Raw genomic sequence first — 19,305 nt, 5'->3', positions numbered from 1 at the left:
GAGTTAGGCGGTCAGGTGGCTGCGGACAAGCTGCCTGCCGACGCGAGTCCAACCGTGAGCATTGCAAGGAAGACGAGCAGTCCCGTCGTGCGGTTCGAGCGGAACAGCGCGAGCGCGAGGGTGCCGTTGGCGGGGTCGGCGCGGGCGACCTGGCTCGCAAGGTGAAGCGTCGCGGGGAGCAGGGTGAGAAGTGCGAGGGCGCGCGGCTGGACACTCCAGATCGCCAGTCCCCATCCGGCGAGCGCGGCAATGTAGCAGATGGCGATTCCAGTGGCGGCGTGGCGGCCGAGGCGGCGGGCGCTGCTCTTGACCCCGACGAGGGCGTCATCCTCGATATCCTGGACGGCGTAGAGCGTGTCGTAGCCGATCACCCAGGCGATACTTCCCGCCCACAGCCACAGCGCGGGGGCAGCGAGAGAGCTGGTGACCGCCGGCCAGCCGACGATCGCGCCCCATGAGAAGACCAGTCCTAGCCACGCCTGCGGCCACCAGGTGATGCGCTTCATAAACGGGTAGGCGGCAACGGGGAGGATCGAGGCGAGCGCGGCATATTGGGCGGTTCGGGGGAGCTGGAGCAGGACGATCAGGCCGACGAGGCATAGCGCGAGGGTCAGAATCCAGGCGGCGCGAAGGCTGGTGCGGCCGCTGGCGAGGGGGCGAAGGCGGGTGCGCTCGACCCGGGCGTCGAGGTCGCGGTCGACGATGTCGTTATAGACGCAGCCGGCCGAGCGCATCGCGAAGGCGCCGAGTGCGAGCCAGGCGAACAGGAGCCAGTGGCCGCCGACCCCGGCGAGCGCGACGCTCCACGCGCACGGCCAGTAAAGCAGCCACGCGCCAATCGGGCGGTCGAGCCGCATCAGGCTGGCGAGCGGACGGAGCGCGGCGGGGAGCGCACCGATCAGGCCGCGCGCCTCACTATCGGGGACAATGTCGGGGATGGTGCGGGAGTCGGTCACTGGGGCGGGTCTAGCGAAGCGCGGGGCGCGTGTCGCGGGCCGGGCGGAAATTGTCCAGGCTGAAGCCTCCGCCCCGGTCAGGCGGCCTTCTGGCGTTCCAGCAGCATGGCGAAGACCGAGGGGTGGAGCGGCTTCCTGAACTCGACACCGGCGACGAAATCGCGGGTCCAGCAGACATCGGCCTCGAGGCTTTCGAGCCCCGGAAACTTGATCCAGATAATCTCGTCCAGTTCGACCCGATCGACCAGGTTGATCGAGCAGCCTTCTGGCGAGAAGTCGCGGACGGTCACCTGATATTTCATTCCGCGAGTTCGGCGAAGGTCGATCTCGGCGTCGAACGGGAGCCGCGCCGTCCGGCGCTCGATGGGTTTCATGTCCTTAGTCATCGCAATTCATGGCCCCCCATTGGCGATTCTGCCTGTCAGTAACACAAGTTGCCGCCGTTGTGAGGCAGGATTGCGACCGGAGCGGTGCGATGCTGGCGGGGACCGCGGCGGCAGGCTAAGCCGTGGCCATGCCTGCAACCCCCGCCTGGCCCCCCAAATCGCTTCCGCGCCTGTTCGTGGAGGCGGCGCTGTCAGAGCAGGCGACGGTCACGCTCGACAGTGCGCAGGCCAATTATCTGGGCAATGTGCTGCGGCTGGCGGTCGGGGGACAGGTGTTGCTGTTTGACGAGGCAAGCGGCGAATGGATCGCAACCGTGGCGCAGATGACACGCAAATCGATGCAGTTGACGGTCGAGCGGCGAACGAAAGTGGCCGAAGCGGTGCCCGACCTGTGGCTAGCGTTCGCGCCGGTCAAGCGGACCCAACTCGACTGGCTGGTCGAGAAAGCGACCGAGCTTGGCGTGGCCAGGCTGTTGCCGGTGATGACCCGACGGACAGTGGTCGAGCGGATCAAGGGCGAGCGGCTGCGATCGATCGCGGTCGAGGCGGCGGAGCAATGCGGGCGGACGATGCTGCCGGCAATCGATGAACCGGTCGCGCTGGAGCGGATGCTGCAGGATCGCGACCCGGCGCGGACACTGTATTTTGCCGACGAGACCGGCGGGGAGCCGATGGCGAAGGCGTTTGCACCTGGGCCGGGGCTGATCCTGACCGGGCCCGAGGGCGGGTTTACGAGTGAGGAGCGCGCGATGATCCGGGCGACGGCGGGGGTGAAGGCGATCTCGCTCGGGCCCAGGATCCTGCGCGCCGAGACGGCGGCACTGGCGGCAGTGGCGGGATGGATGGCGTTCGCTGGCGACTGGAAGTAGGGGCGATCCATGACCACCAGAACCGACACCAGCGAGACCCCGTTCATCGAGAGCCGCGAGGACCTGCTTGCGGTCTTTTCGGGCGGGGAGAAGCCGCGCGACAAGTGGCTGATCGGCACCGAGCATGAGAAGTTCGTCTATCGGACGGCCGACCATCGCGCGCCGAGCTATGATGAGCCGGGCGGGATCCGCGACCTGCTTGCCGGTCTGACCGAATTTGGCTGGACCCCGGTCGAGGAGGGCGGAAAGGTCATCGCGCTCGCCGGCAAGGACGGGACGATCAGCCTTGAGCCTGCCGGGCAGTTGGAACTGTCGGGCGCGGCGCTATCGGACCTGCACCTGACCTGCGCCGAGGCGGGACGGCATCTCGAGCAGGTCAAGGCGATCGGGGACCGGCTGGGTCTGGGGTTCCTCGGGCTGGGGATGTGGCCCGACAAGGCGCGGGCCGATCTGCCGGTGATGCCCAAGGGGCGCTACGAGATCATGCTTCGGCACATGCCGCGGGTGGGCTCGCTCGGGCTCGACATGATGCTGCGGACCTGCACCATCCAGGTCAACCTCGATTATGCGTCCGAAGCCGACATGGTGAAGAAGTTTCGCGTCGGGCTGGCGTTGCAGCCGGTGGCGACCGCGCTGTTCGCCAATTCACCGCTGACCGAAGGCAAGCCCAATGGCTTCAAGTCGTTCCGCAGCCATATCTGGGAAGATACTGATCCACATCGGACCGGAATGCTGCCGTTCGTGTTCGAGGAGGGGTTCGGATACGAGCGATATTGCGACTATGCGCTCGACGTGCCGATGTATTTCGTCTTCCGCGACGGCAAATATATCGATGCTGCAGGCAAGAGTTTCCGTGATTTCCTGGATGGGAAACTGGACGTGCTGCCGGGCGAAAAGCCGCGCATGTCGGACTGGGTCGATCATATGTCGACGGCTTTCCCCGAGGTCCGATTGAAGAGCTTCCTCGAGATGCGCGGGGCCGATGGCGGGCCCTGGGGACGGATTTGTGCGCTGCCTGCGCTGTGGGTCGGACTGCTTTATGCCGACGGCGCGCTCGACGCGGCGTGGGACCGGGTCAAGCATTGGACGATCGAGGAGCGCGAGGCGTTGCGCCATGCCGTGCCGCGCCAGGCGTTGGCGGCGCCGGTTCCGGGTGGCGGCACGATGCGCGAACTGGCTGCCGAGGTGCTAAACATTGCCACCGCCGGGCTGACCGAGCGCGCTGCGCTCAATGGCGCGGGCGATAATGAAGGTGGCTTCCTCGACCCGCTGCGCGAAGTGGTGGCGAGCGGGATGACCTTTGCCGATCGGCTGCTCGAAAAATATCACGGCGAGTGGGGCGGCGATGTGTCGCGGGTATATGACGAGTTTTCGTTCTAGGCGGAGAAGATCATGACGGAGCGCCGCACGCTGTATCCCGAGTTTGAACCGCGCGAGGCGGGAATGCTCGACGTCGGCGACGGCCATTCGCTATACTGGGAGCGGAGCGGCAATGCGGTGGGCAAGAAGGTCGTCTTCCTCCACGGCGGTCCCGGCGGCGGGTCTAGCCCGAGCCATCGGCGGCAATTCGATCCGGCGCGCTATGACATCCTGGTGTTCGACCAGCGCGGGGCGGGCAAATCATTGCCGCATGCCAGCCTGGTGGCGAATACGACGGCGCATCTGGTGGCCGATATCGAGACGTTGCGGACGCACTTCGGGATCGACCGCTGGATGGTGTTCGGCGGATCGTGGGGATCGACGCTGAGCCTGGCCTATGCCGTCGCGCACCCCGATCGGGTGACCGAACTGGTCCTTCGCGGGGTGTTCCTGTTCGATCAATATGAAGTGGATTGGCTGTATCGGGAGGGCGGCGCGTCGTCGCTTTACCCAGAAGCGTGGGACGATTTCGTGGCGCCGATTGCCGAAGAGGAGCGGGGCGACCTCGTCGGGGCCTACCGGCGGCTGCTGACCGGGGACGACGCCGTGGCGCGGCTCGTTGCGGCCAAGGCGTGGAGCAAATGGGAAGCAGTGACTGTCACGCTGCTGCCGAGCAAGGACACCGAGGATCATTTTACATCCGACGAGGTTGCAATTGCGATCGCGCGGATCGAGAATCACTATATGGCCCATAAGGGGTGGCTGGCCGAGGGCGAGTTGCTGGCGGGGGCGGCAAAGCTGCGCGATATTCCGGGGGTGATCGTGCAGGGGCGTCATGACTGCTGCACCCCGCCGCGCGCGGCCTGGGCGCTGAAGCAGGCATGGCCCGAGGTCGAGCTAAATATTGTCCCCGACGGTGGCCACTTGTTCAGCGAACCGGGTGTTCTTGACGGGCTGGTGCGAGCAACCGACCGATTTGCCACAGTCTGATGCAAAAGTACCGGACCGCTATGAAATCACTGGAATGATACGATAAACTAAATAATCTTGGTGGCATGAATATCGCGTGGGGTAATTTCAACACCGGCCTCCAGTCTGTCCTCGACACCGCGCTCGACGCGGTGGTCGTCATGGGCGACGATGGCGTTATCATCGGCTGGAACAGCAGCGCCGAACGGATGTTCGGATGGACCGCGGCGGAGGCGATCGGCCAGTTGCTGAGTTCAACGATCGTCCCGCAGGTCCACCGCAAGAATCATGAAAATGGGCTGTCGCATTATCTGCAGACCGGCGAGGGGCCCGTGCTGGGCAAGCGGATCGAAGTTCCGGCGCGACGCCGCGATGGAAGCGAGATCCCGGTCGAACTGTCGATCAACGCCACCGAGCAGTTCGGCGCGCGAATGTACGTCGGCTTCCTGCGCGATATTTCGGACCGCCATGAGGCTGCCGAGCGCCAGCAGCGGGTCCTTCAGGAATCCGAGCATCGGGTGAAGAACATGCTCACGGTCGTTGCCGCGATCGCGCAGCAGACGGCGCGGGCGTCGCCCGATCTCGACAGCTTCAGCGAGGCGTTTTCGGGGCGATTGCAAAGCCTGGCCAAGGCACATCAGCTGCTCGTCGGGCGCGCGGTGTCCGACGTCGCGCTGACCGCGCTGGCCGAACAGGTGCTCGGCGCCGACGTGTCGCAAGGCCGCGCGCGGTTCGGTGGCCCTGAGATATTGCTTGAGCCCGGGCAATTGCTCGGTCTTTCGATGATCCTCCACGAACTGTACACCAACGCCGTCAAATATGGCGCGCTGTGCGGCGACGATGGCGAGGTTGCGCTCGACTGGGAAATCGAGGGCGACGAGATCGCCATGCGCTGGATCGAATGCGGACCGGCGTGCGAACCCGAGGGTACGAGCAGTGGCTTCGGCCAGCGGATGATCGCATTGAGCGTCAAGTCCGACCTTTGCGGGACGATCGAGCGCGACTGGCGGCCCGAGGGGCTGACGGTCATGCTGCGCTTCCCGCTCAAGACCGGCTAGAATTTCCGCCGCAACACGTTCCGTTGAGACCCTGATTCACGTTTGAGGTGGAAGAAGTAAGTTCTTCCACCTCAAACGATCAGGCTTTTTAGTCAGACCCTGATTCACGCTTTCGGTGGAAGAACTAAGTTCTTCCACCTCAAACGATCAGGCTCTAGAGCGCGGGGCCATGAGCAACACGCCCGCGATCACCCCGCAAATCGTCGCCGAGCACGGCTTTTCCACGGACGAATATGAGCGGCTGCTGCACGCCATGGGGCGCGAGCCGAACATGGTCGAGCTTGGCATATTCTCGGTCATGTGGTCCGAACATTGTTCTTATAAATCGTCGCGGGTGCACCTCAAGAAGCTGCCGACCACCGCGCCGTGGGTGATTTGCGGGCCGGGCGAAAATGCCGGGGTGATCGATATTGGCGAGGGGCCGGGTGGCACGAAACTGGCGGCGATCTTCAAGATGGAGAGCCACAACCATCCCTCCTACATCGAGCCCTACCAGGGCGCGGCGACCGGGGTCGGCGGCATATTGCGCGACGTGTTCACCATGGGCGCGCGCCCGGTGGCGAACCTAAACGCCCTGCGGTTCGGGCGGCCCGATCATCCCAAGACGCGGCACCTGGTCGCCGGCGTAGTCGCGGGGATTGGGGGATATGGCAATTGCGTGGGCGTGCCGACGGTCGGCGGCGAGGTGAATTTCGACGCGGCTTATGACGGCAATATATTGGTCAATGCGATGACCGTGGGAATCGCCGATCAGGACAAGATCTTCTACTCGGCGGCGTCGGGGATCGGCAACAAGATCGTCTATGTTGGATCCAAGACCGGCCGTGACGGGATCCATGGCGCGACCATGGCCAGCGCCGATTTCTCCGAGGATTCGGACGAGAAGCGTCCGACGGTCCAGGTTGGCGATCCGTTCACCGAGAAGTTGCTGATCGAGGCCTGCCTGGAGCTGATGGCGTCGGATGCGATCGTCGCGATCCAGGACATGGGCGCGGCTGGCCTCACCTCGTCGAGCGTCGAGATGGCGTCGAAGGGCGGGGTCGGCATCCGCCTCGACATGAACGCGGTGCCGTGCCGCGAGGAGGGGATGACCCCGTACGAAATGATGCTGTCGGAGAGCCAGGAGCGGATGCTCATGGTGCTGAAACCCGGGCGCGAGGGGTTTGCGGAAGGCATTTTCCGCAAATGGGAGTTGGACTTCGCGGTGATCGGCGAGGTGACTGATACGGGGCATATGGTGCTCGAATGGAATGGCGAGATCGTCGCCGACATTCCCCTCGGGCCGCTGGCCGACGAGGCGCCGTTGTATGAGCGGCCGTACTTGAGCCAGGACGAGTACAAGGCGTGGGCCAAGGTCGAGCCGCTCGGAGATATTCCCGAATCGACCAACATCGGCGCGGATTTGCTCAAGCTGATGGCGAGCCCGGCGATCGCCTCGCGGCGGTGGATCTGGGAGCAATATGACAGCCAGGTCGGCGCCGACACCGTCCAGACCGGGGGCGACGCCGCGATCGTGCGGATCCACGGGACCGAGCGGGGCCTCGCGATGACCACCGATTGCACGCCGCGCTATTGCTATGCCGACCCGGTCGAAGGGGGGAAGCAGGCCGTCGCCGAAGCGTACAGGAACCTGTGCGCGGTGGGGGCGACCCCGCTGGCGGTGACTAATTGCCTCAACTTCGGCAACCCCCAGCGGCCCGAGATCATGGCCCAGATTGTCGGGTGCCTGCAGGGGATGAGCGAGGCGTGCGTGGCGCTCGACATGCCGATCGTGAGCGGGAATGTGAGCCTCTACAACGAGACCAAGAACGACGACGGGACGGGAAGTGCGATATTGCCGACGCCGGCGATCGGGGCGGTGGGTGTGATTGAGGATGTAAGGAAGGCTGTGGGGATCGGTTTCAAAAATGATGGCGACCATCTTTGGCTCATCGGCAACGATGTTCATTCTGGCGAGCTCGGTCAATCTCTCTGGCTTCGCGAGGTGCACGACCTTCGAGACGGGCCGCCCCCGGCTGTCGACTTGCAACTTGAGCGCAAGGCAGCGGAGGTTGTTCGACAGGCGATTGCAGAAGGTTGGGTGACGGCAGTCCACGATGTCTCGGACGGCGGCTTAATGACAGCCATAACGGAAATGGCGCTTTCTGGGAATCTCGGCGCGACGATTGATGGGCAAGCAATCTACACGTCGAAAGCTGGAATGGCGGCTATCGCATTTGGGGAGTCGCAAGCGCGTTACGTAATCGCTGTCCGCGACTCCGATGACTATCGAGCGATCACGCTTGCCAAGGAGATGGGCGTTCCCTCGACCTGGCTGGGGATGTGCGGTGGAGATAGCATACAGTTGGGCGACTTCGGCCAATTCTGCGACGTAAGTCTCACCGACCTCCGCGCCGCGCACGAGGGGTTCTTCCCCGCGCTGATGGGTGCGGACGGGGCGCTGGCCTAGGCCGTTGTCGCGAGGATGAGCTCCACGGCTTCCTGCGGCTGATCCCACATGGGAAAGTGGCCGCAGTCTTCAAACCAATAGAGTTTGGCGCTGGGGAAGGCGGCCTTGGCGCGGGCGGCCTGACGGGGGAGGCAGAGGCGGTCCTGGCGGCCCCAGCCGATGACGAGATTGCCAGTCGACGGCGCGGCGGGACCGGGTTGGCTCGGGCCGGTCGAGAGGTCCTGGACGAGTGCGCCGAAGGTCGAGGTGTCGGCAAAGGCGCGCAATTCGTGGGCGGTCATCGCCGGGTCCAAACCCGAGGGACGATTTACAAGCTGGAGCAGGGTCGCGCCCCGGGTCAGCGTATGAGCGGCGATGCGGGGGAGCAGCGGTCGGATCAGGCGGAGGAGCCGACCCGACGCGCCAAGCGTGATCGCGAGATATTTGGCCTCCCAGCCCTGCCAGAAACCGCCGGGGTCGAGCGCAATGCAGTTGCCGACGCGACCGAGGCGGGCGAGTTCGAGGACGATACGACCGCCGAGCGAGCTGCCGACGACGTCGATGCCGGTCAGGCCATGCTCGTCGAACAGGGCGTTCATGCTTCGGATCAGGCCGACGAAGGTGCCACTGTCGGCCTCAGCCGCGGTCATGCCGTGGCCGGGTAGTTCGAAGGTGATAACCTCGCGGTGCCTGGCCAACGCGGGCAACACCATGTCCCACGCGTGCGCAGTGGCGCCGAGTCCGTGGACGAGGAGTAGGGGCTTGCCGCTCCCGGTGCGATGAAGCGTTGGACCTGTCATCACCGTAGAACGCGACGCGCGCTGCTATGGGTGCAACGGCGGCTAGATCCGGCCGAAGCTCTGGTTGGTCGACTTGCGGCCGAAGGCGCCCTGCGGCACGGCGCGGGTGAGGAGGGGGTTGGTGGCCTTGTCGAACAGCTCGACCGTCGCGTTGAACAGGCGGCGCAGTTCGACCACTTCGGGGATGAGTTCGTCGGGGAAGCGGCGGGTCTCGACGCAGCTTCGCGCGGTATTCTCGATCGTCTCGGCGACCGCCGCGAGGGGTTCGGCGCCGAACATCAGCGCTTCACCCTTCAGCGTGTGCGCGGGGATAACCAGCGCGGCGCTGTTCTGCTCGTGCATCGCCGCCTCGATCGCCGCGACCGACTTGAAGCCGTCTTCGCGGAAATAGGTCAGGATGCGGATGAAGCCGCCGCCAAGCTCGGCGCGGCTCTTTTCGAAATACATCCAGTCGACGAGGTCGAGTTGGTCGTCGGTCACTGATCGTCCCCTGCCCCAAGCGTCATCGCCGGGCTGCTTCGCCAGAGACGCTACGCGCGAAAGGGTAAAGACGGGGTTATTTTCGGCGGGTTCTCGGCGCCGCGGGAGGCTTGCCGCCGCCGGGGTTGGCGTCGTGATACGGATTCTTGGTCGAACGCATCGTCAGGCGCAGCGGGATCGCGCCAAGGCCGAGGTCCTTGCGCATCGAATTGACGAGGTAGCGCTGGTAGCTGTCGGGCAACTGGTCGACGCGGCTGCCGAAGATGACGAAGCTGGGCGGGCGCGACTTCACCTGGGTGACGTAGCGCAGCTTGATCCGCTTGCCGCCGGGGGCTGGTGGCGGGTTGGCGTCGACCGCTTTTTCGAACCAGCGGTTGAGCTCGCCGGTGCCGACGCGGCGTGACCAGGCATCGCGCAGGTCGAAAGCCGCCTTGAAGAGGACGTCGATGCCCTTGCCCGACTTGGCCGAGACAGTCAGCAGGGTAACACCCTTCAATTGCGACAGCCCGTCCTCGAGCGCGCCCTTGACCCCGTTGAACAGCGAGGAGGCGTTCTCGGCGACGTCCCATTTGTTGAGCGCGATGATCAGCGCGCGGCCTTCCTGTTCGACCGAGTCGGCGATCTTGAGGTCCTGCACCTCGAGCCCGCGAGTCGCGTCGAGAAGGAGGACGACGACCTCTGCATGGTCGATCGCGCGCTTCGTGTCCTGGGTCGACAGCCATTCGAGCTTGTCGTCTATCTTGGCGCGTTTGCGCAAGCCGGCGGTGTCGACCAGCCGGACGGGGCGCGGCTGGCCCTCTTCGTCGACCCAGTTGTAGTCGGTGGTGATCGAGTCGCGGGTGATGCCGGCTTCGGGCCCGGTGATCATCCGTTCCTCGCCAAGGATGCGGTTGACCAGCGTCGACTTGCCCGCATTGGGGCGGCCGACGATGGCGAGCTTGAGCGGGCCGCCTTCGGGCCAGGCATCATATTCGTCCTCGTTCGGACTTTGCGCCTCGAACGCGTCGCAGATCGGCATCAGCGCGTCGAACAAGTCGGCCATGCCTTCGCCATGTTCGGCGCTGAGCGCGAGCGGGTCGCCAAGCCCGAGCTTGTAGGCGCCCAGCCGCTCGGCCTCGGCCCCGCGGCCTTCGGCCTTGTTGGCGGCGACGATGACCGGCGTGTCCTGCGCGCGCAGCCAGCGGCCGATTTCCTCGTCGAGCGCGGTCAGGCCTTCGCGGGCGTCGATCAGGAACAGCGCGACATCGGCGTCGGCGACCGCCGCCTCGGTCTGCTGGCGCATCCGGCCGGGGAGTGAGACGGGATCCTCGTCCTCGTAACCGGCGGTGTCGATGACGCGGAACTCGAGCCCCATCAACTGGCCCTCGCCCTCGCGGCGATCGCGGGTTACGCCGGGGCGATCATCGACCAGCGCGACGCGCTTGCCGACGAGGCGGTTGAACAGGGTCGATTTGCCGACGTTGGGTCGGCCGACGATTGCGACGACGGGAAGCGGCATGGGCTAGCCCCTGCCCGCTGGCGGGGCGGGGGTCAACGTTTGGGCGAAGAACGCCGGTACAGCCCTCTACCGATACGCCGCCAAACGGCCCGAATCGGTCAATATATAAAGCGTCTGGTTGGCGACGACGGGGGGCAGGCTGACGGTGCCGCCGGCGTTGGTCTGGCTCTGGAACGAGCCGTTGGCGGGGTTGAGGTTGATCAGCGTACCGTTCGATCCGGTCAGGATCAGCCGGTCGCCGGCCATGATCGGACCTTCATAGCTGATCGATCCGGCCTTGGCCTTGGCCTTGCGATAGCGCGGCAGCTGGCTGATCCAGCGGACCTTGCCGGTCGAGCGCGCGACCGCGACCACCTTGGCTTCGTCGGTGACGATGAACACCCAGTCACCAACGACGCAGGGGGTCGAGATTCCGGCGAGATTGAGTTCCCACAGCCGCTGGCCGCTGACGAGGTCGAGCGCGACCATCCGCCCGCCCTGGCCAAGGGCGAACACCTGGCCCTGGTCGATCACCGCATCGGCGTCGACATCGGCGAGGCTGGAGACGCTGGTGCGGACCGAGGTGCGGGCGAGCGTGTCCTGCCACACCATGCGGCCGTTTTCGTAGCGATAGGCGTTGAGCTCGCCCGACGAGAAGCCGGCGATGACCGTGCCCTGGCCGATCGCCGGGGAACCGGCGCCGAACACGCCAGCGATTTCGAGTGCGGCGGCGTTCGACCATTTGGTCTTCCCGTCGGCCTGGCTCATGGCATAAATCTGGTTGTCCTGGCTGATGGCGTATAGCGTGCCGTCGGCGACCGAGGGGGCACCACGCAACGGGCCGCCCGGACGGACCTGCCAGACTTTGCCGCCATTGCCGGTGTCGAGCGCCGCGACGAAGCCGAGCCCGTTGGTGGCGAATACGCGCCCGCCGTCGACCGCGACCCCGCCACCGAACAGCGACTTGGCGCCGCGCGCCGCGGTGCCGAACTGGGTCGCCCATAGCGCAGCACCGGTGCGGGCATCGAAGGCGCGGACGGTCGAGGCGGTGTCGATCGTGAAGACCTTGCCGCCCGAGACGACCGGGGCGGCGGCGAGGCGCGCGCCCTTGGCATCGCCAGCGCCGATCGACACGTTGAACGCTTGACCGAGCGACTTGCCGAGCGCGAGGTGGCCGGGCGACTTGCCGGGCGCCCCGCCGGGCTGGCTCCAGTCGCTGTTCACCTGGGCCGGGGGAAGCGTCATCGGGATAGCGGCGGTGGCCGGATCGACCGAAATGTCGAGCTCGGTGGCAAGGATCGAGATGCGCTCGCCGAGCACCGGGGTCTTGGGCTTGCCCTTGCGCAGCGTGCTGCACCCGGCAAGCGCCGCGCCGAGCATCAGGGCCGTGGTCAGAGTGCGAAAGCGAGTCATGGCGAAGTCCTTGATGGCAAGAAGAAAGCGCTGGGTAGCAGCGGGTTAGCGAGAAACTTGCGGGAGCGAAGCGCTGGCGTCGACTCCGAGCGAGCCCGCCATCTGCACCGCGCGGCCGCGGATCGAATCGGGGACGGTCGGGTCGGCGGCAATCTGGCCGAACAGGCGTCCGGCCTCGCTCTTGCGATTGGCCTTGAGCAGCGCGAGCCCGGTCATTTCGCCGGCGCTTCCGAACCACGGCTGGCCGGGCTTGGCGAGCGGGGCGAGGCGGGCGATGACGGCTTGCGGGGTGAGGCTGTCAAAATCGAGGCTGGTGAGGCGGATGGTGGCGAGGTCGCGCCACGGCTGGGGCACGCTGTCGTCGGCGGCGACGGCGGTGTAGATCGAAATCGCGCGCGGCCGCTGGTTCTGCTGGAGCGCAAGCGCGGCATTGGTCAGCCGGGCCGAAATGGCGATGGCGTCGGCATTGGACTTTTCGAGCGGGGCGAGCTGGGCCGGGACGGTCGCGGTCTTGCCGTTGCCGATATCCTCAATCGCCTGCGACAATTTCTCGCCATCCGCAGCGGCCTGCTTCGCCTGCTGGTCGCGCCAGAAGAACAGCGCGGCGATGGCAATGAGCAGCAGGACGAGCCCGGCGATGGCCCATTTGCCATAGGCGCGGGCGGCATCGCGCAGATTGTCACGGCGCAGATTCTCGTCGACTTCGCGGGCGAAGGTCGTTGCGGACTGATCGGGGGCAATCGCCAAGGGACATCCTCATTGGCCTCATCGCGAGGCATCGGGCGCGGGGAACGTGGTGGCTTCTTCCCCCCGCCAAGCTGAACAAAAGCTGGCGTGGCGGTCCTAGCGGGAGGGGCGGGCAAAGGCAAAGGGGGGAAGGCGGGAGTCTTTATTGGCTCACCTGTCGCTGGGTTTTTGAATGTTCACACATGTTCGCGGTCGTGACGATGTTTTGCCGTTGCGTCGGGTAGGGCGCGAAGGCGTGATCCGGAGGTTCGAAAGAGCCGACCGGGACGGTGGCATATTTGGAGTGCTGTAGGACAGGAAAATCGGTGAGAGGCGAGATTGCGAGGACGACCACCTCAACAATATTGGCGATGGCTAGGCCGCCAGGCGATCCTGACGCATGCGCAGCGTGACTACCAGGCCGCTCGCCTGCCAGTCATACCCGAGCATTCCGCCCAATTGCCCGGAGACGCTACGCGCGATGAGCTTGCTCCCATAGCCTTTCAGGACGGGCTCATCGATAATCGACGGGCCCCCAGTTTCGGCCCAGATCAGGCAAATATCGTCACCGTCGATCAAACTGGTGATGTCGAGCGACCCCGCCGCGCACGACAGGCAGCCATATTTGACCGAGTTGGTCGCCAACTCGTGAACGACCATGGCCAGCGCAGTTGCCGCGCGCTCGCCGACTCCCATCCGCGCGACCGCGACCCGAATGCGCCCGGAAAAGGCGGCAGTTTCGTCATAGGGGGCGAGCAGGATCGAAATGAGGTCGCCGAGCAGCGCCGCCTTGCCCTGCTCCCCCGGCAGCGGACGGACAAGGTCATGGGCGCGCCCGAGCGAGGTCAGCCGCTGCGTCAGTTCGCTGGTCATCGCCTCGACCGAGATTGCCGAACGACCCGTCAACTGGGTCAGGCCGGCGGCCAGGGCGAGCAAATTCTTGACCCGGTGGCTCATTTCCCCGGCCAGCAGTTCGCTGCCCTCCTCGGCCTGCTTGCGGCCGGTGACATCGATGAAGATCCCGAACATCACGCGATCGACGATGCCGACGTCGGCCCCCTGGCCGCGGGCCGAAATCCACCGCACCTCGTCGCCCAGGCAGATGCGGAAGTCGATTTCATAGGAACCGGCGACCGAGCGGGTCGCGGAGAAGGCCGCTCGCACCCGGTCGCGATCGGCCGGATGGATGTGCGTGGAGAGTTGTTCGAAGCTGACCTGGTCTGCCCATGGCAGGCCCCACAGGGTGAACGACCGCTCGTCCATCGCGAAGCTGTCGAGATCGACCTGCCACGACCATAAGGCGACGCACGCCGCCTCGACCGCCAGGCGGAGCTGCTCTTCACGCCAGACCGGTGGAGCGGATTGCCCGGACGCCAAACGCATTCCTTTCAGGAACCAGCCGCGAGCCATGTGCCCGGCAGGCGCGATGCGCAAGCGCGAAGTGGGGGGGGGCTTCGCTATCCGAGAACCGACCCAAGCCTAAACCTGCTGCCGGTGGGTCCGTCCGTTTGACCCTAACCAAATGCAATGGATGGATGTAAGTTAAATTGCCTTCGCCCGATACGTCTCCGCCTCAGTCGGGAATGCCCTGGCCTTCACTTCCCCCGCATAGCTTGCCACCGCGTCGGTGATCCTTGCCGCCATGTCGTCGTAGCGTTTCACGAAGCGGGGGGTGCGTTCGAACAGGCCGAGCATGTCTTCGGTGACGAGGACCTGGCCGTCGCAACGGGCCGAGGCGCCGATGCCGATGGTGGGGATGGCGACGGCCGTGGTGAGCTGGTCGGCGAGGCTTTCCAGCACCCCTTCGATGACGATGCAGAAGGCGCCGGCGTCGGCGACGGCGCGAGTGTCGGCGAGGATGCGGTGCGCTTCGGCGTCGCTGCGACCGCGCGCGCCATAGCCGCCCAATTGGTTGACCGCCTGGGGGGTGAGGCCGACGTGGCCGATGACGGGGATGCCGCGCTTCGAGAGGAAATCGATGGTCGGGGCGATCGCCTCGCCGCCTTCCAGCTTGACCGCCGCGCAGCCGCTTTCCTTCATGATCCGCGCGGCCGAGGTGAAGGCTTGTTCGGGCGAGGCTTCGTAGCTGCCGAAGGGCATGTCGACCGCGACCATGCTGTGCCAGCTGCCGCGAACGACCGCTGCGCCATGGTTGCACATCATCTCGAGCGTGACGGGAACGGTCGAGGGAAGGCCATAGATGATCTGGCCAAGGCTGTCGCCGACGAGCAGCATGTCGCAATGCGGATCAAGCAGTTGCGCCATGCGCATGGTGTAGGCGGTCAGCATCACGATCGGGTCGGCAGTGGTGCCGCCTACCTTGCGCTGGCGGATGGCGGGGACGGTGATGCGCTTGCCGGGGACGGGCGAGGGGGTCGCGCGGCTGGTCGCTGTGTCGAGGGTGAAGGTGGACATGGGGCCAAGTGTAGCCACCGCGCGACGAGTGGACCAGCCCGTTCGGTCGACCCCGCGAGCCGAGCAGACTGACGACAATCGCAATCATTAACGAAAGCGCGCCCCTAGACCGATGAGGCGGCGCACCATTCCCCCTGTGCGCGTCGCATTCCCTGAATGAACGAGAAGGTATTTTTTATGACCAAGCGCATCATCCTGGCCGCGGCGTCGACGCTGGCGTTGCTGGCCGGTCCGGCGCTGGCCCAGACGGTTGGCGCATCGGGCGGTGTTTCGGGTAGCGTAACGGCGCCAGTGCCGGCGCTGCCGCCCCTGCCGAGCGTGACGACTCCGGCGGTGTCGGCGAGCGGATCGGCGGCGGCTGACCTGACGACCCCGCCGGCGGACATTGCGGTGACCCCGACGGCGAGCGATCCGCTGGCCCCGGTGGCTGGCAAGACGGGCAAGGCGGCCAAGGCGAAGAAGCGGGCGCGCTAGGCGACAAAGGTGCGGGGGGCGAGAGTCCCCCGCATCACTTGGCGCATCACTTGGCGCATCACCCCGCGCAATACCATTAGCTTAGCCGCGAGCGGCGAGGGCTTTCTGAATTTCGAGCATCCCCTGCGCGGCGCCCATGTCGGGGACGGTCGCGCCTTCGCCGATCTGGTCCCATTCGGCGAGGATGCGGTCCGCGGCGTCGGCGGGCTGGTCGTGGCCGATGTAAATGCCGTGGCTCATGGTGATCGTCGCGCGCTCGATCCCGCTGGCCCCCGCGAGCAGGATGGCGCGGGTTGGCGCATTGTCGGCGACGAGCGCGAGGAGCGCGGGGCTGACCCGGTCGGGGTCGAGCAGCTCGAGCGCCTCGGGCGGGAGCAGTCCCTCGGTCATCGCGGTGCGCGCGGTCGGGGCGAGGCAATTGACGCGGATATTATTCTTCGCGCCTTCGATCGAAAGGGTCTGCATGAGGCCGACGAGCGCCATTTTGGCCGCGCCATAGTTGGACTGGCCGAAATTGCCGTAGAGCCCCGATGACGAGGTGGTCATGACGATGCGGCCGTAGTTGTTGGTGCGCATCTGGTCCCACAGCGCGTGGGTGCAGAGGTAAGCGCCGGTGAGGTGGACGTCGATCACGTCGCGCCAGTCGGCGAGGGTCATTTTCGAGAAGCTCTTGTCGCGCAGGATGCCGGCATTGTTGACGAGGATGTCGACCTTGCCGAAGCGCCGGGTGGCTTCGTCGACCATCGCGCTGACGGCGGCTTCGTCGGTGACCGAGGCGGCAATGGCATGAGCGGTGCCGCCGTGGCCTGCAATCTCGGCGGCGACGGCGTGGGCCTTGTCGATCGACTGCGGGATGTCGTTGATGACGATGTTGGCGCCGTGGGCGGCGAGAAGGTGGGCGTGGGCGCGGCCGAGGCCGGCCCCGGCGCCGGTGATGAGCGCGGTGCGGCCGGTGAGATCGATCGACATGGGAGTTTCCTTAGCGGGAGGGAACGACACGGCCGGAGCAGCTGCCGAAGCCGATGCGGACGGCGCCGGAAGCTTCGCACCAGCCGGTGAGGGTGAGCTCGTCACCGTCTTCGAGGAAGCTGCGCTGTTCGCCGCTGGGCAGGGTGATCGGGGCTTTGCCGCCTTGAGAGATTTCGAGGAGCGAGCCCTGGCCGGTGGCGTCGGCGGTCGACAGCGTGCCGGTGCCGATGAGGTCGCCGGGGGAAAGGTTGCAGCCGTTCGAACTGTGGTGCGCGACGATCTGCGCGGCGGACCAGTACATGGCGGCGGAGGCTTCGCCATTGCTCAGGATGTGGAGCGGGAGGCCGGCGGTGCGCATCGCTTCGGTCGAAATGGTGACGATGAGGCTGATGCCGAGTGCGCCCTGCTCGCGGTCGGCTGGGTCGTCGAGATAGGGGAGCGGGGCGGGGTCGCCGGCCGGGCGCGGCGGCATGGGCTTGCGGAAGGGCAGGAGCGCGTCGGCCGAGATGATCCACGGCGAGACACTGGTCAGGAAATTCTTGGCGAGGAAGGGCCCCAACGGTTGATATTCCCACGCCTGGAGGTCGCGCGCCGACCAGTCGTTAAGCAGACAGTAGCCGGCGATATGGCCCCCCGCCTCGGCGATGGGAACGGGCGAGCCGAGTGCATTGCCGCGGCCGATCCACAGCCCGAGCTCGAGCTCATAATCGAGGCGGCGCGAGGGGGAGTAGGTCGGTTCGGTCGCTTCGGGGGGCTTGCGCTGGCCGCTCGGGCGGATGACCGGATGTCCCGACACGCGGACCGAGCTGGCGCGGCCGTGATAGCCAATGGGGACATATTTATAGTTGGGCATCAGCGGCTGATCGGGGCGGAACTGGCGGCCGACGTTGGTGGCGTGGTGGATCCCGACGTAGAAATCGGTGAAGTCGCCAATCTGGACGGGGAGGTGCATCGTTACCGCCGATTGGGCGACGAGATGCGGCTCGAGCGAAGCGCGGTGGGCGGGGTCGCTCAGCAGGCCGGACAGGCGGCGGCGAAGCGCGCGCTCGTCGGCGGGGGTACGGGCGAGCCAGCTGTTGAGGGTGGGCTGCGACAAGGCGCGCTGCCACGCCGGATCGAGTAGTGGGGCGATCGCGGCGAGGTCGAGGATCTGGTCGCCGATAGCGCAGCCGATCGCTGCGTCGTCGCCGCGCTGGAAGACCCCGAGCGGCAGGTTCTGGATCGGGAAGTCGGGGTGACCGTTGGCGCTATCGACCCAGCTGGTGCGCAGCGGATCGTGAGTTTCGTCGAGCGTCGTCATTGCACTTTCCCCGCGCCGGTCAAGGCGCGGGGGTTAGGGCGAGCCGCCGAAAAGGTCTAGTTTACGTTGACGTTGATCTTGTCGGGAATGTTGATCGTGGTGGCCTTGCTGCCGAGGCCAAGCTGGTCACGGAAAACATAGAGAAGGCCGAGGACGACGATGATCAACACGACCACCGCGACGATCCCGCCGCTGCCGCCGCCACCGTTTTCAATGATCGTGGTGTGCTCCACTGGCCGTTCGTCATTGTCCATGATGCTGCTCCCTGGGTTGCTTGTTTGATGTGCGAAACAATTTGCGGCGGACGTGGTTCCAGATGTCCCGGAACGAAGCGGAGGCTAGGCCGGTTAAGGGGCAATGAGAATCATTTTCGTGTGCGCGCTGGTGATCGTCGGCGGGTGCCATCAGAATTCGCCGGTCGCCGAGCGCGCGACCCCGGTCAATGCGGCAGTCGCGATCGGATCTCCGACGGCGCCAATCGCAAAAGCGCCCGTTGCATCGCCCAACCAAGGCCGGTTGGCCGAACCGAAAGGCAAAATCGACCCCAAGGGTCCCGAAGGGGCTAGGCAAGTCGTGCAACGCTACGCCTCGCTTATCGAGGGCGGAAAGGGTGCCGAGGCGCAGGCGGCGTGGGGCAAGGGGATCGAGCAGGGCATGCTCGGCCCGGCCCGGCTGGCGGCGCTGCGGGGGGTCCATTTCGAAGTCGGCACGCCCTATGACCAGGAGGGAGCAGCTGGTTCGATCTACATCATGGTGCCGCTAACGCTGACCGCGACCGACAGGGCAGGGAAGCCCGTCCGATACGCGGGGCCCGTCACGCTGCGCCGGGTCAATGACGTCGACGGGGCGAGCGCCGAGCAGTTGCGCTGGCACATGGTCCAGGGCGAACTGGTCGCGACGAAGTGACGCATCTTTCGGCGACGCGCGGCGTTGATCGGATCGAGACATAAGGAGAAGAGCAATGTCGGGCTTTGAGGACATCAAGGAACATATGGAAGTCATCGGCGCCGACGGTGTGCATGTCGGCACGGTCGACCATACCGACGGCGACCGCATCAAGCTGACCAAGATGGACAGCGGCGAAGGCAGCCATCAGGGCCACCATCATTACATCTCGCGCGGGCTCGTCGCCGGGGTCGAAGGTGACAAGGTGCGACTGTCGGCCAATGCCGATGTCGCGGTGACGTTCGAAGAGGAAGAAAGCGGCGCCGCTTAAGCGCGCTGCT

The 19,305-nt window shown here is 65.9% G+C and carries 20 protein-coding genes; 8 read left to right on the top strand and 12 right to left on the bottom strand.

Annotation, left to right across the window (positions count from 1 at the left end):
* Positions 1–11 precede the first annotated feature (11 nt).
* On the bottom strand, positions 12–956 hold the full coding sequence (gene ubiA / locus U1700_RS03745) for a 4-hydroxybenzoate octaprenyltransferase (RefSeq protein WP_332750275.1): 945 nt from the start codon (positions 954–956) through the stop codon (positions 12–14).
* Positions 957–1,033: 77 nt separating this feature from the next.
* Complete coding sequence (locus U1700_RS03740) at positions 1,034–1,330, bottom strand: PilZ domain-containing protein (RefSeq protein WP_332750273.1); 297 nt, start codon at positions 1,328–1,330, stop codon at positions 1,034–1,036.
* Positions 1,331–1,470: 140 nt separating this feature from the next.
* Here U1700_RS03740 and U1700_RS03735 point away from each other — a divergent pair, with 140 nt between their 5' ends.
* The 5 genes from U1700_RS03735 to purL all read left to right on the top strand — a co-directional run bounded on the left by U1700_RS03735 (position 1,471) and on the right by purL (position 8,046).
* Positions 1,471–2,211, top strand: a complete 741-nt coding sequence (locus U1700_RS03735; RefSeq protein ID WP_332750271.1) for a 16S rRNA (uracil(1498)-N(3))-methyltransferase — start codon at positions 1,471–1,473, stop codon at positions 2,209–2,211.
* A gap of 9 nt (positions 2,212–2,220) precedes the next feature.
* On the top strand, positions 2,221–3,591 hold the full coding sequence (locus U1700_RS03730; RefSeq protein WP_332750269.1) for a glutamate--cysteine ligase: 1,371 nt from the start codon (positions 2,221–2,223) through the stop codon (positions 3,589–3,591).
* Between the two features lie 12 nt (positions 3,592–3,603).
* The gene (gene pip / locus U1700_RS03725) at positions 3,604–4,560 is read left to right on the top strand and encodes a prolyl aminopeptidase (protein ID WP_332750267.1); all 957 of its coding nucleotides are present in this window, start codon (positions 3,604–3,606) and stop codon (positions 4,558–4,560) included.
* A 65-nt stretch (positions 4,561–4,625) separates the two neighbouring features.
* On the top strand, positions 4,626–5,597 hold the full coding sequence (locus tag U1700_RS03720; protein ID WP_332750265.1) for a sensor histidine kinase: 972 nt from the start codon (positions 4,626–4,628) through the stop codon (positions 5,595–5,597).
* 169 nt (positions 5,598–5,766) lie between these two features.
* Positions 5,767–8,046 (top strand): phosphoribosylformylglycinamidine synthase subunit PurL, encoded by a 2,280-nt coding sequence (gene purL, locus U1700_RS03715; RefSeq protein WP_332750263.1) that lies wholly within the window; start codon positions 5,767–5,769, stop codon positions 8,044–8,046.
* On the opposite strand, the gene U1700_RS03710 is transcribed toward purL, so the two are convergent.
* The 7 genes from U1700_RS03710 to panB all read right to left on the bottom strand — a co-directional run bounded on the left by U1700_RS03710 (position 8,043) and on the right by panB (position 15,336).
* On the bottom strand, positions 8,043–8,825 hold the full coding sequence (locus U1700_RS03710) for an alpha/beta fold hydrolase (protein WP_332750261.1): 783 nt from the start codon (positions 8,823–8,825) through the stop codon (positions 8,043–8,045). The genes purL and U1700_RS03710 overlap by 4 nt on opposite strands.
* Before the next feature lie 42 nt (positions 8,826–8,867).
* Complete coding sequence (locus tag U1700_RS03705; RefSeq protein WP_443025900.1) at positions 8,868–9,272, bottom strand: Hpt domain-containing protein; 405 nt, start codon at positions 9,270–9,272, stop codon at positions 8,868–8,870.
* 109 nt (positions 9,273–9,381) lie between these two features.
* Entirely contained in the window at positions 9,382–10,803 is a 1,422-nt protein-coding gene (gene der, locus U1700_RS03700; RefSeq protein ID WP_332750257.1) for a ribosome biogenesis GTPase Der, read from the bottom strand.
* 66 nt (positions 10,804–10,869) lie between these two features.
* Positions 10,870–12,195 (bottom strand): outer membrane protein assembly factor BamB family protein, encoded by a 1,326-nt coding sequence (locus tag U1700_RS03695; protein WP_332750255.1) that lies wholly within the window; start codon positions 12,193–12,195, stop codon positions 10,870–10,872.
* A 45-nt stretch (positions 12,196–12,240) separates the two neighbouring features.
* The gene (locus tag U1700_RS03690) at positions 12,241–12,942 is read right to left on the bottom strand and encodes a tetratricopeptide repeat protein (RefSeq protein WP_332750253.1); all 702 of its coding nucleotides are present in this window, start codon (positions 12,940–12,942) and stop codon (positions 12,241–12,243) included.
* Positions 12,943–13,296: 354 nt separating this feature from the next.
* Entirely contained in the window at positions 13,297–14,304 is a 1,008-nt protein-coding gene (locus U1700_RS03685) for a sensor histidine kinase (RefSeq protein WP_332750251.1), read from the bottom strand.
* Between the two features lie 159 nt (positions 14,305–14,463).
* On the bottom strand, positions 14,464–15,336 hold the full coding sequence (gene panB / locus U1700_RS03680) for a 3-methyl-2-oxobutanoate hydroxymethyltransferase (protein ID WP_332750249.1): 873 nt from the start codon (positions 15,334–15,336) through the stop codon (positions 14,464–14,466).
* A 177-nt stretch (positions 15,337–15,513) separates the two neighbouring features.
* On the opposite strand from panB, the gene U1700_RS03675 reads away from it, so the two are divergent.
* Positions 15,514–15,810 (top strand): hypothetical protein, encoded by a 297-nt coding sequence (locus U1700_RS03675; protein ID WP_332750247.1) that lies wholly within the window; start codon positions 15,514–15,516, stop codon positions 15,808–15,810.
* A gap of 81 nt (positions 15,811–15,891) precedes the next feature.
* Here U1700_RS03675 and U1700_RS03670 read toward each other — a convergent pair whose 3' ends face one another.
* The 3 genes from U1700_RS03670 to U1700_RS03660 are packed head-to-tail and all read right to left on the bottom strand — an operon-like array spanning position 15,892 to position 18,333.
* Positions 15,892–16,779, bottom strand: coding sequence for an SDR family NAD(P)-dependent oxidoreductase (locus tag U1700_RS03670; protein ID WP_332750245.1), 888 nt, complete (start codon positions 16,777–16,779; stop codon positions 15,892–15,894).
* A gap of 10 nt (positions 16,780–16,789) precedes the next feature.
* Complete coding sequence (gene fahA / locus U1700_RS03665; RefSeq protein WP_332750243.1) at positions 16,790–18,079, bottom strand: fumarylacetoacetase; 1,290 nt, start codon at positions 18,077–18,079, stop codon at positions 16,790–16,792.
* Between the two features lie 56 nt (positions 18,080–18,135).
* Positions 18,136–18,333 carry a hypothetical protein gene (locus U1700_RS03660; protein ID WP_332750241.1) on the bottom strand — a complete coding sequence of 66 codons (198 nt, stop codon included), beginning with the start codon at positions 18,331–18,333 and terminating at the stop codon, positions 18,136–18,138.
* A 103-nt stretch (positions 18,334–18,436) separates the two neighbouring features.
* On the opposite strand from U1700_RS03660, the gene U1700_RS03655 reads away from it, so the two are divergent.
* Both U1700_RS03655 and U1700_RS03650 read left to right on the top strand, forming a co-directional pair.
* Positions 18,437–18,985 (top strand): hypothetical protein, encoded by a 549-nt coding sequence (locus U1700_RS03655; protein ID WP_332750239.1) that lies wholly within the window; start codon positions 18,437–18,439, stop codon positions 18,983–18,985.
* Positions 18,986–19,040: 55 nt separating this feature from the next.
* Entirely contained in the window at positions 19,041–19,295 is a 255-nt protein-coding gene (locus U1700_RS03650; protein WP_332750237.1) for a DUF2171 domain-containing protein, read from the top strand.
* The last annotated feature ends 10 nt before the right edge of the window (positions 19,296–19,305 follow it).

It is taken from the genome of Sphingomonas sp. RB1R13, from assembly GCF_036663775.1.
Taxonomy (GTDB): domain Bacteria; phylum Pseudomonadota; class Alphaproteobacteria; order Sphingomonadales; family Sphingomonadaceae; genus Sphingomicrobium.
The sequence above is the reverse complement of the archived record's forward strand: the minus strand, read 5'-3'. Positions and strand labels throughout refer to the sequence as shown.

Coding starts and splice junctions, on each gene's coding strand:
- U1700_RS03740 (WP_332750273.1), bottom strand. CDS start 1,330: ATGAAACCCATCGAGCGCCGGACGGCGCGGCTCCCGTTCGACGCCGAG.
- U1700_RS03735 (WP_332750271.1), top strand. CDS start 1,471: ATGCCTGCAACCCCCGCCTGGCCCCCCAAATCGCTTCCGCGCCTGTTC.
- U1700_RS03730 (WP_332750269.1), top strand. CDS start 2,221: ATGACCACCAGAACCGACACCAGCGAGACCCCGTTCATCGAGAGCCGC.
- pip (WP_332750267.1), top strand. CDS start 3,604: ATGACGGAGCGCCGCACGCTGTATCCCGAGTTTGAACCGCGCGAGGCG.
- U1700_RS03720 (WP_332750265.1), top strand. CDS start 4,626: ATGAATATCGCGTGGGGTAATTTCAACACCGGCCTCCAGTCTGTCCTC.
- purL (WP_332750263.1), top strand. CDS start 5,767: ATGAGCAACACGCCCGCGATCACCCCGCAAATCGTCGCCGAGCACGGC.
- U1700_RS03710 (WP_332750261.1), bottom strand. CDS start 8,825: ATGACAGGTCCAACGCTTCATCGCACCGGGAGCGGCAAGCCCCTACTC.
- U1700_RS03705 (WP_443025900.1), bottom strand. CDS start 9,272: ATGTATTTCGAAAAGAGCCGCGCCGAGCTTGGCGGCGGCTTCATCCGC.
- der (WP_332750257.1), bottom strand. CDS start 10,803: ATGCCGCTTCCCGTCGTCGCAATCGTCGGCCGACCCAACGTCGGCAAA.
- U1700_RS03695 (WP_332750255.1), bottom strand. CDS start 12,195: ATGACTCGCTTTCGCACTCTGACCACGGCCCTGATGCTCGGCGCGGCG.
- U1700_RS03685 (WP_332750251.1), bottom strand. CDS start 14,304: ATGCGTTTGGCGTCCGGGCAATCCGCTCCACCGGTCTGGCGTGAAGAG.
- panB (WP_332750249.1), bottom strand. CDS start 15,336: ATGTCCACCTTCACCCTCGACACAGCGACCAGCCGCGCGACCCCCTCG.
- U1700_RS03675 (WP_332750247.1), top strand. CDS start 15,514: ATGACCAAGCGCATCATCCTGGCCGCGGCGTCGACGCTGGCGTTGCTG.
- U1700_RS03670 (WP_332750245.1), bottom strand. CDS start 16,779: ATGTCGATCGATCTCACCGGCCGCACCGCGCTCATCACCGGCGCCGGG.
- fahA (WP_332750243.1), bottom strand. CDS start 18,079: ATGACGACGCTCGACGAAACTCACGATCCGCTGCGCACCAGCTGGGTC.
- U1700_RS03660 (WP_332750241.1), bottom strand. CDS start 18,333: ATGGACAATGACGAACGGCCAGTGGAGCACACCACGATCATTGAAAAC.
- U1700_RS03655 (WP_332750239.1), top strand. CDS start 18,437: ATGAGAATCATTTTCGTGTGCGCGCTGGTGATCGTCGGCGGGTGCCAT.
- U1700_RS03650 (WP_332750237.1), top strand. CDS start 19,041: ATGTCGGGCTTTGAGGACATCAAGGAACATATGGAAGTCATCGGCGCC.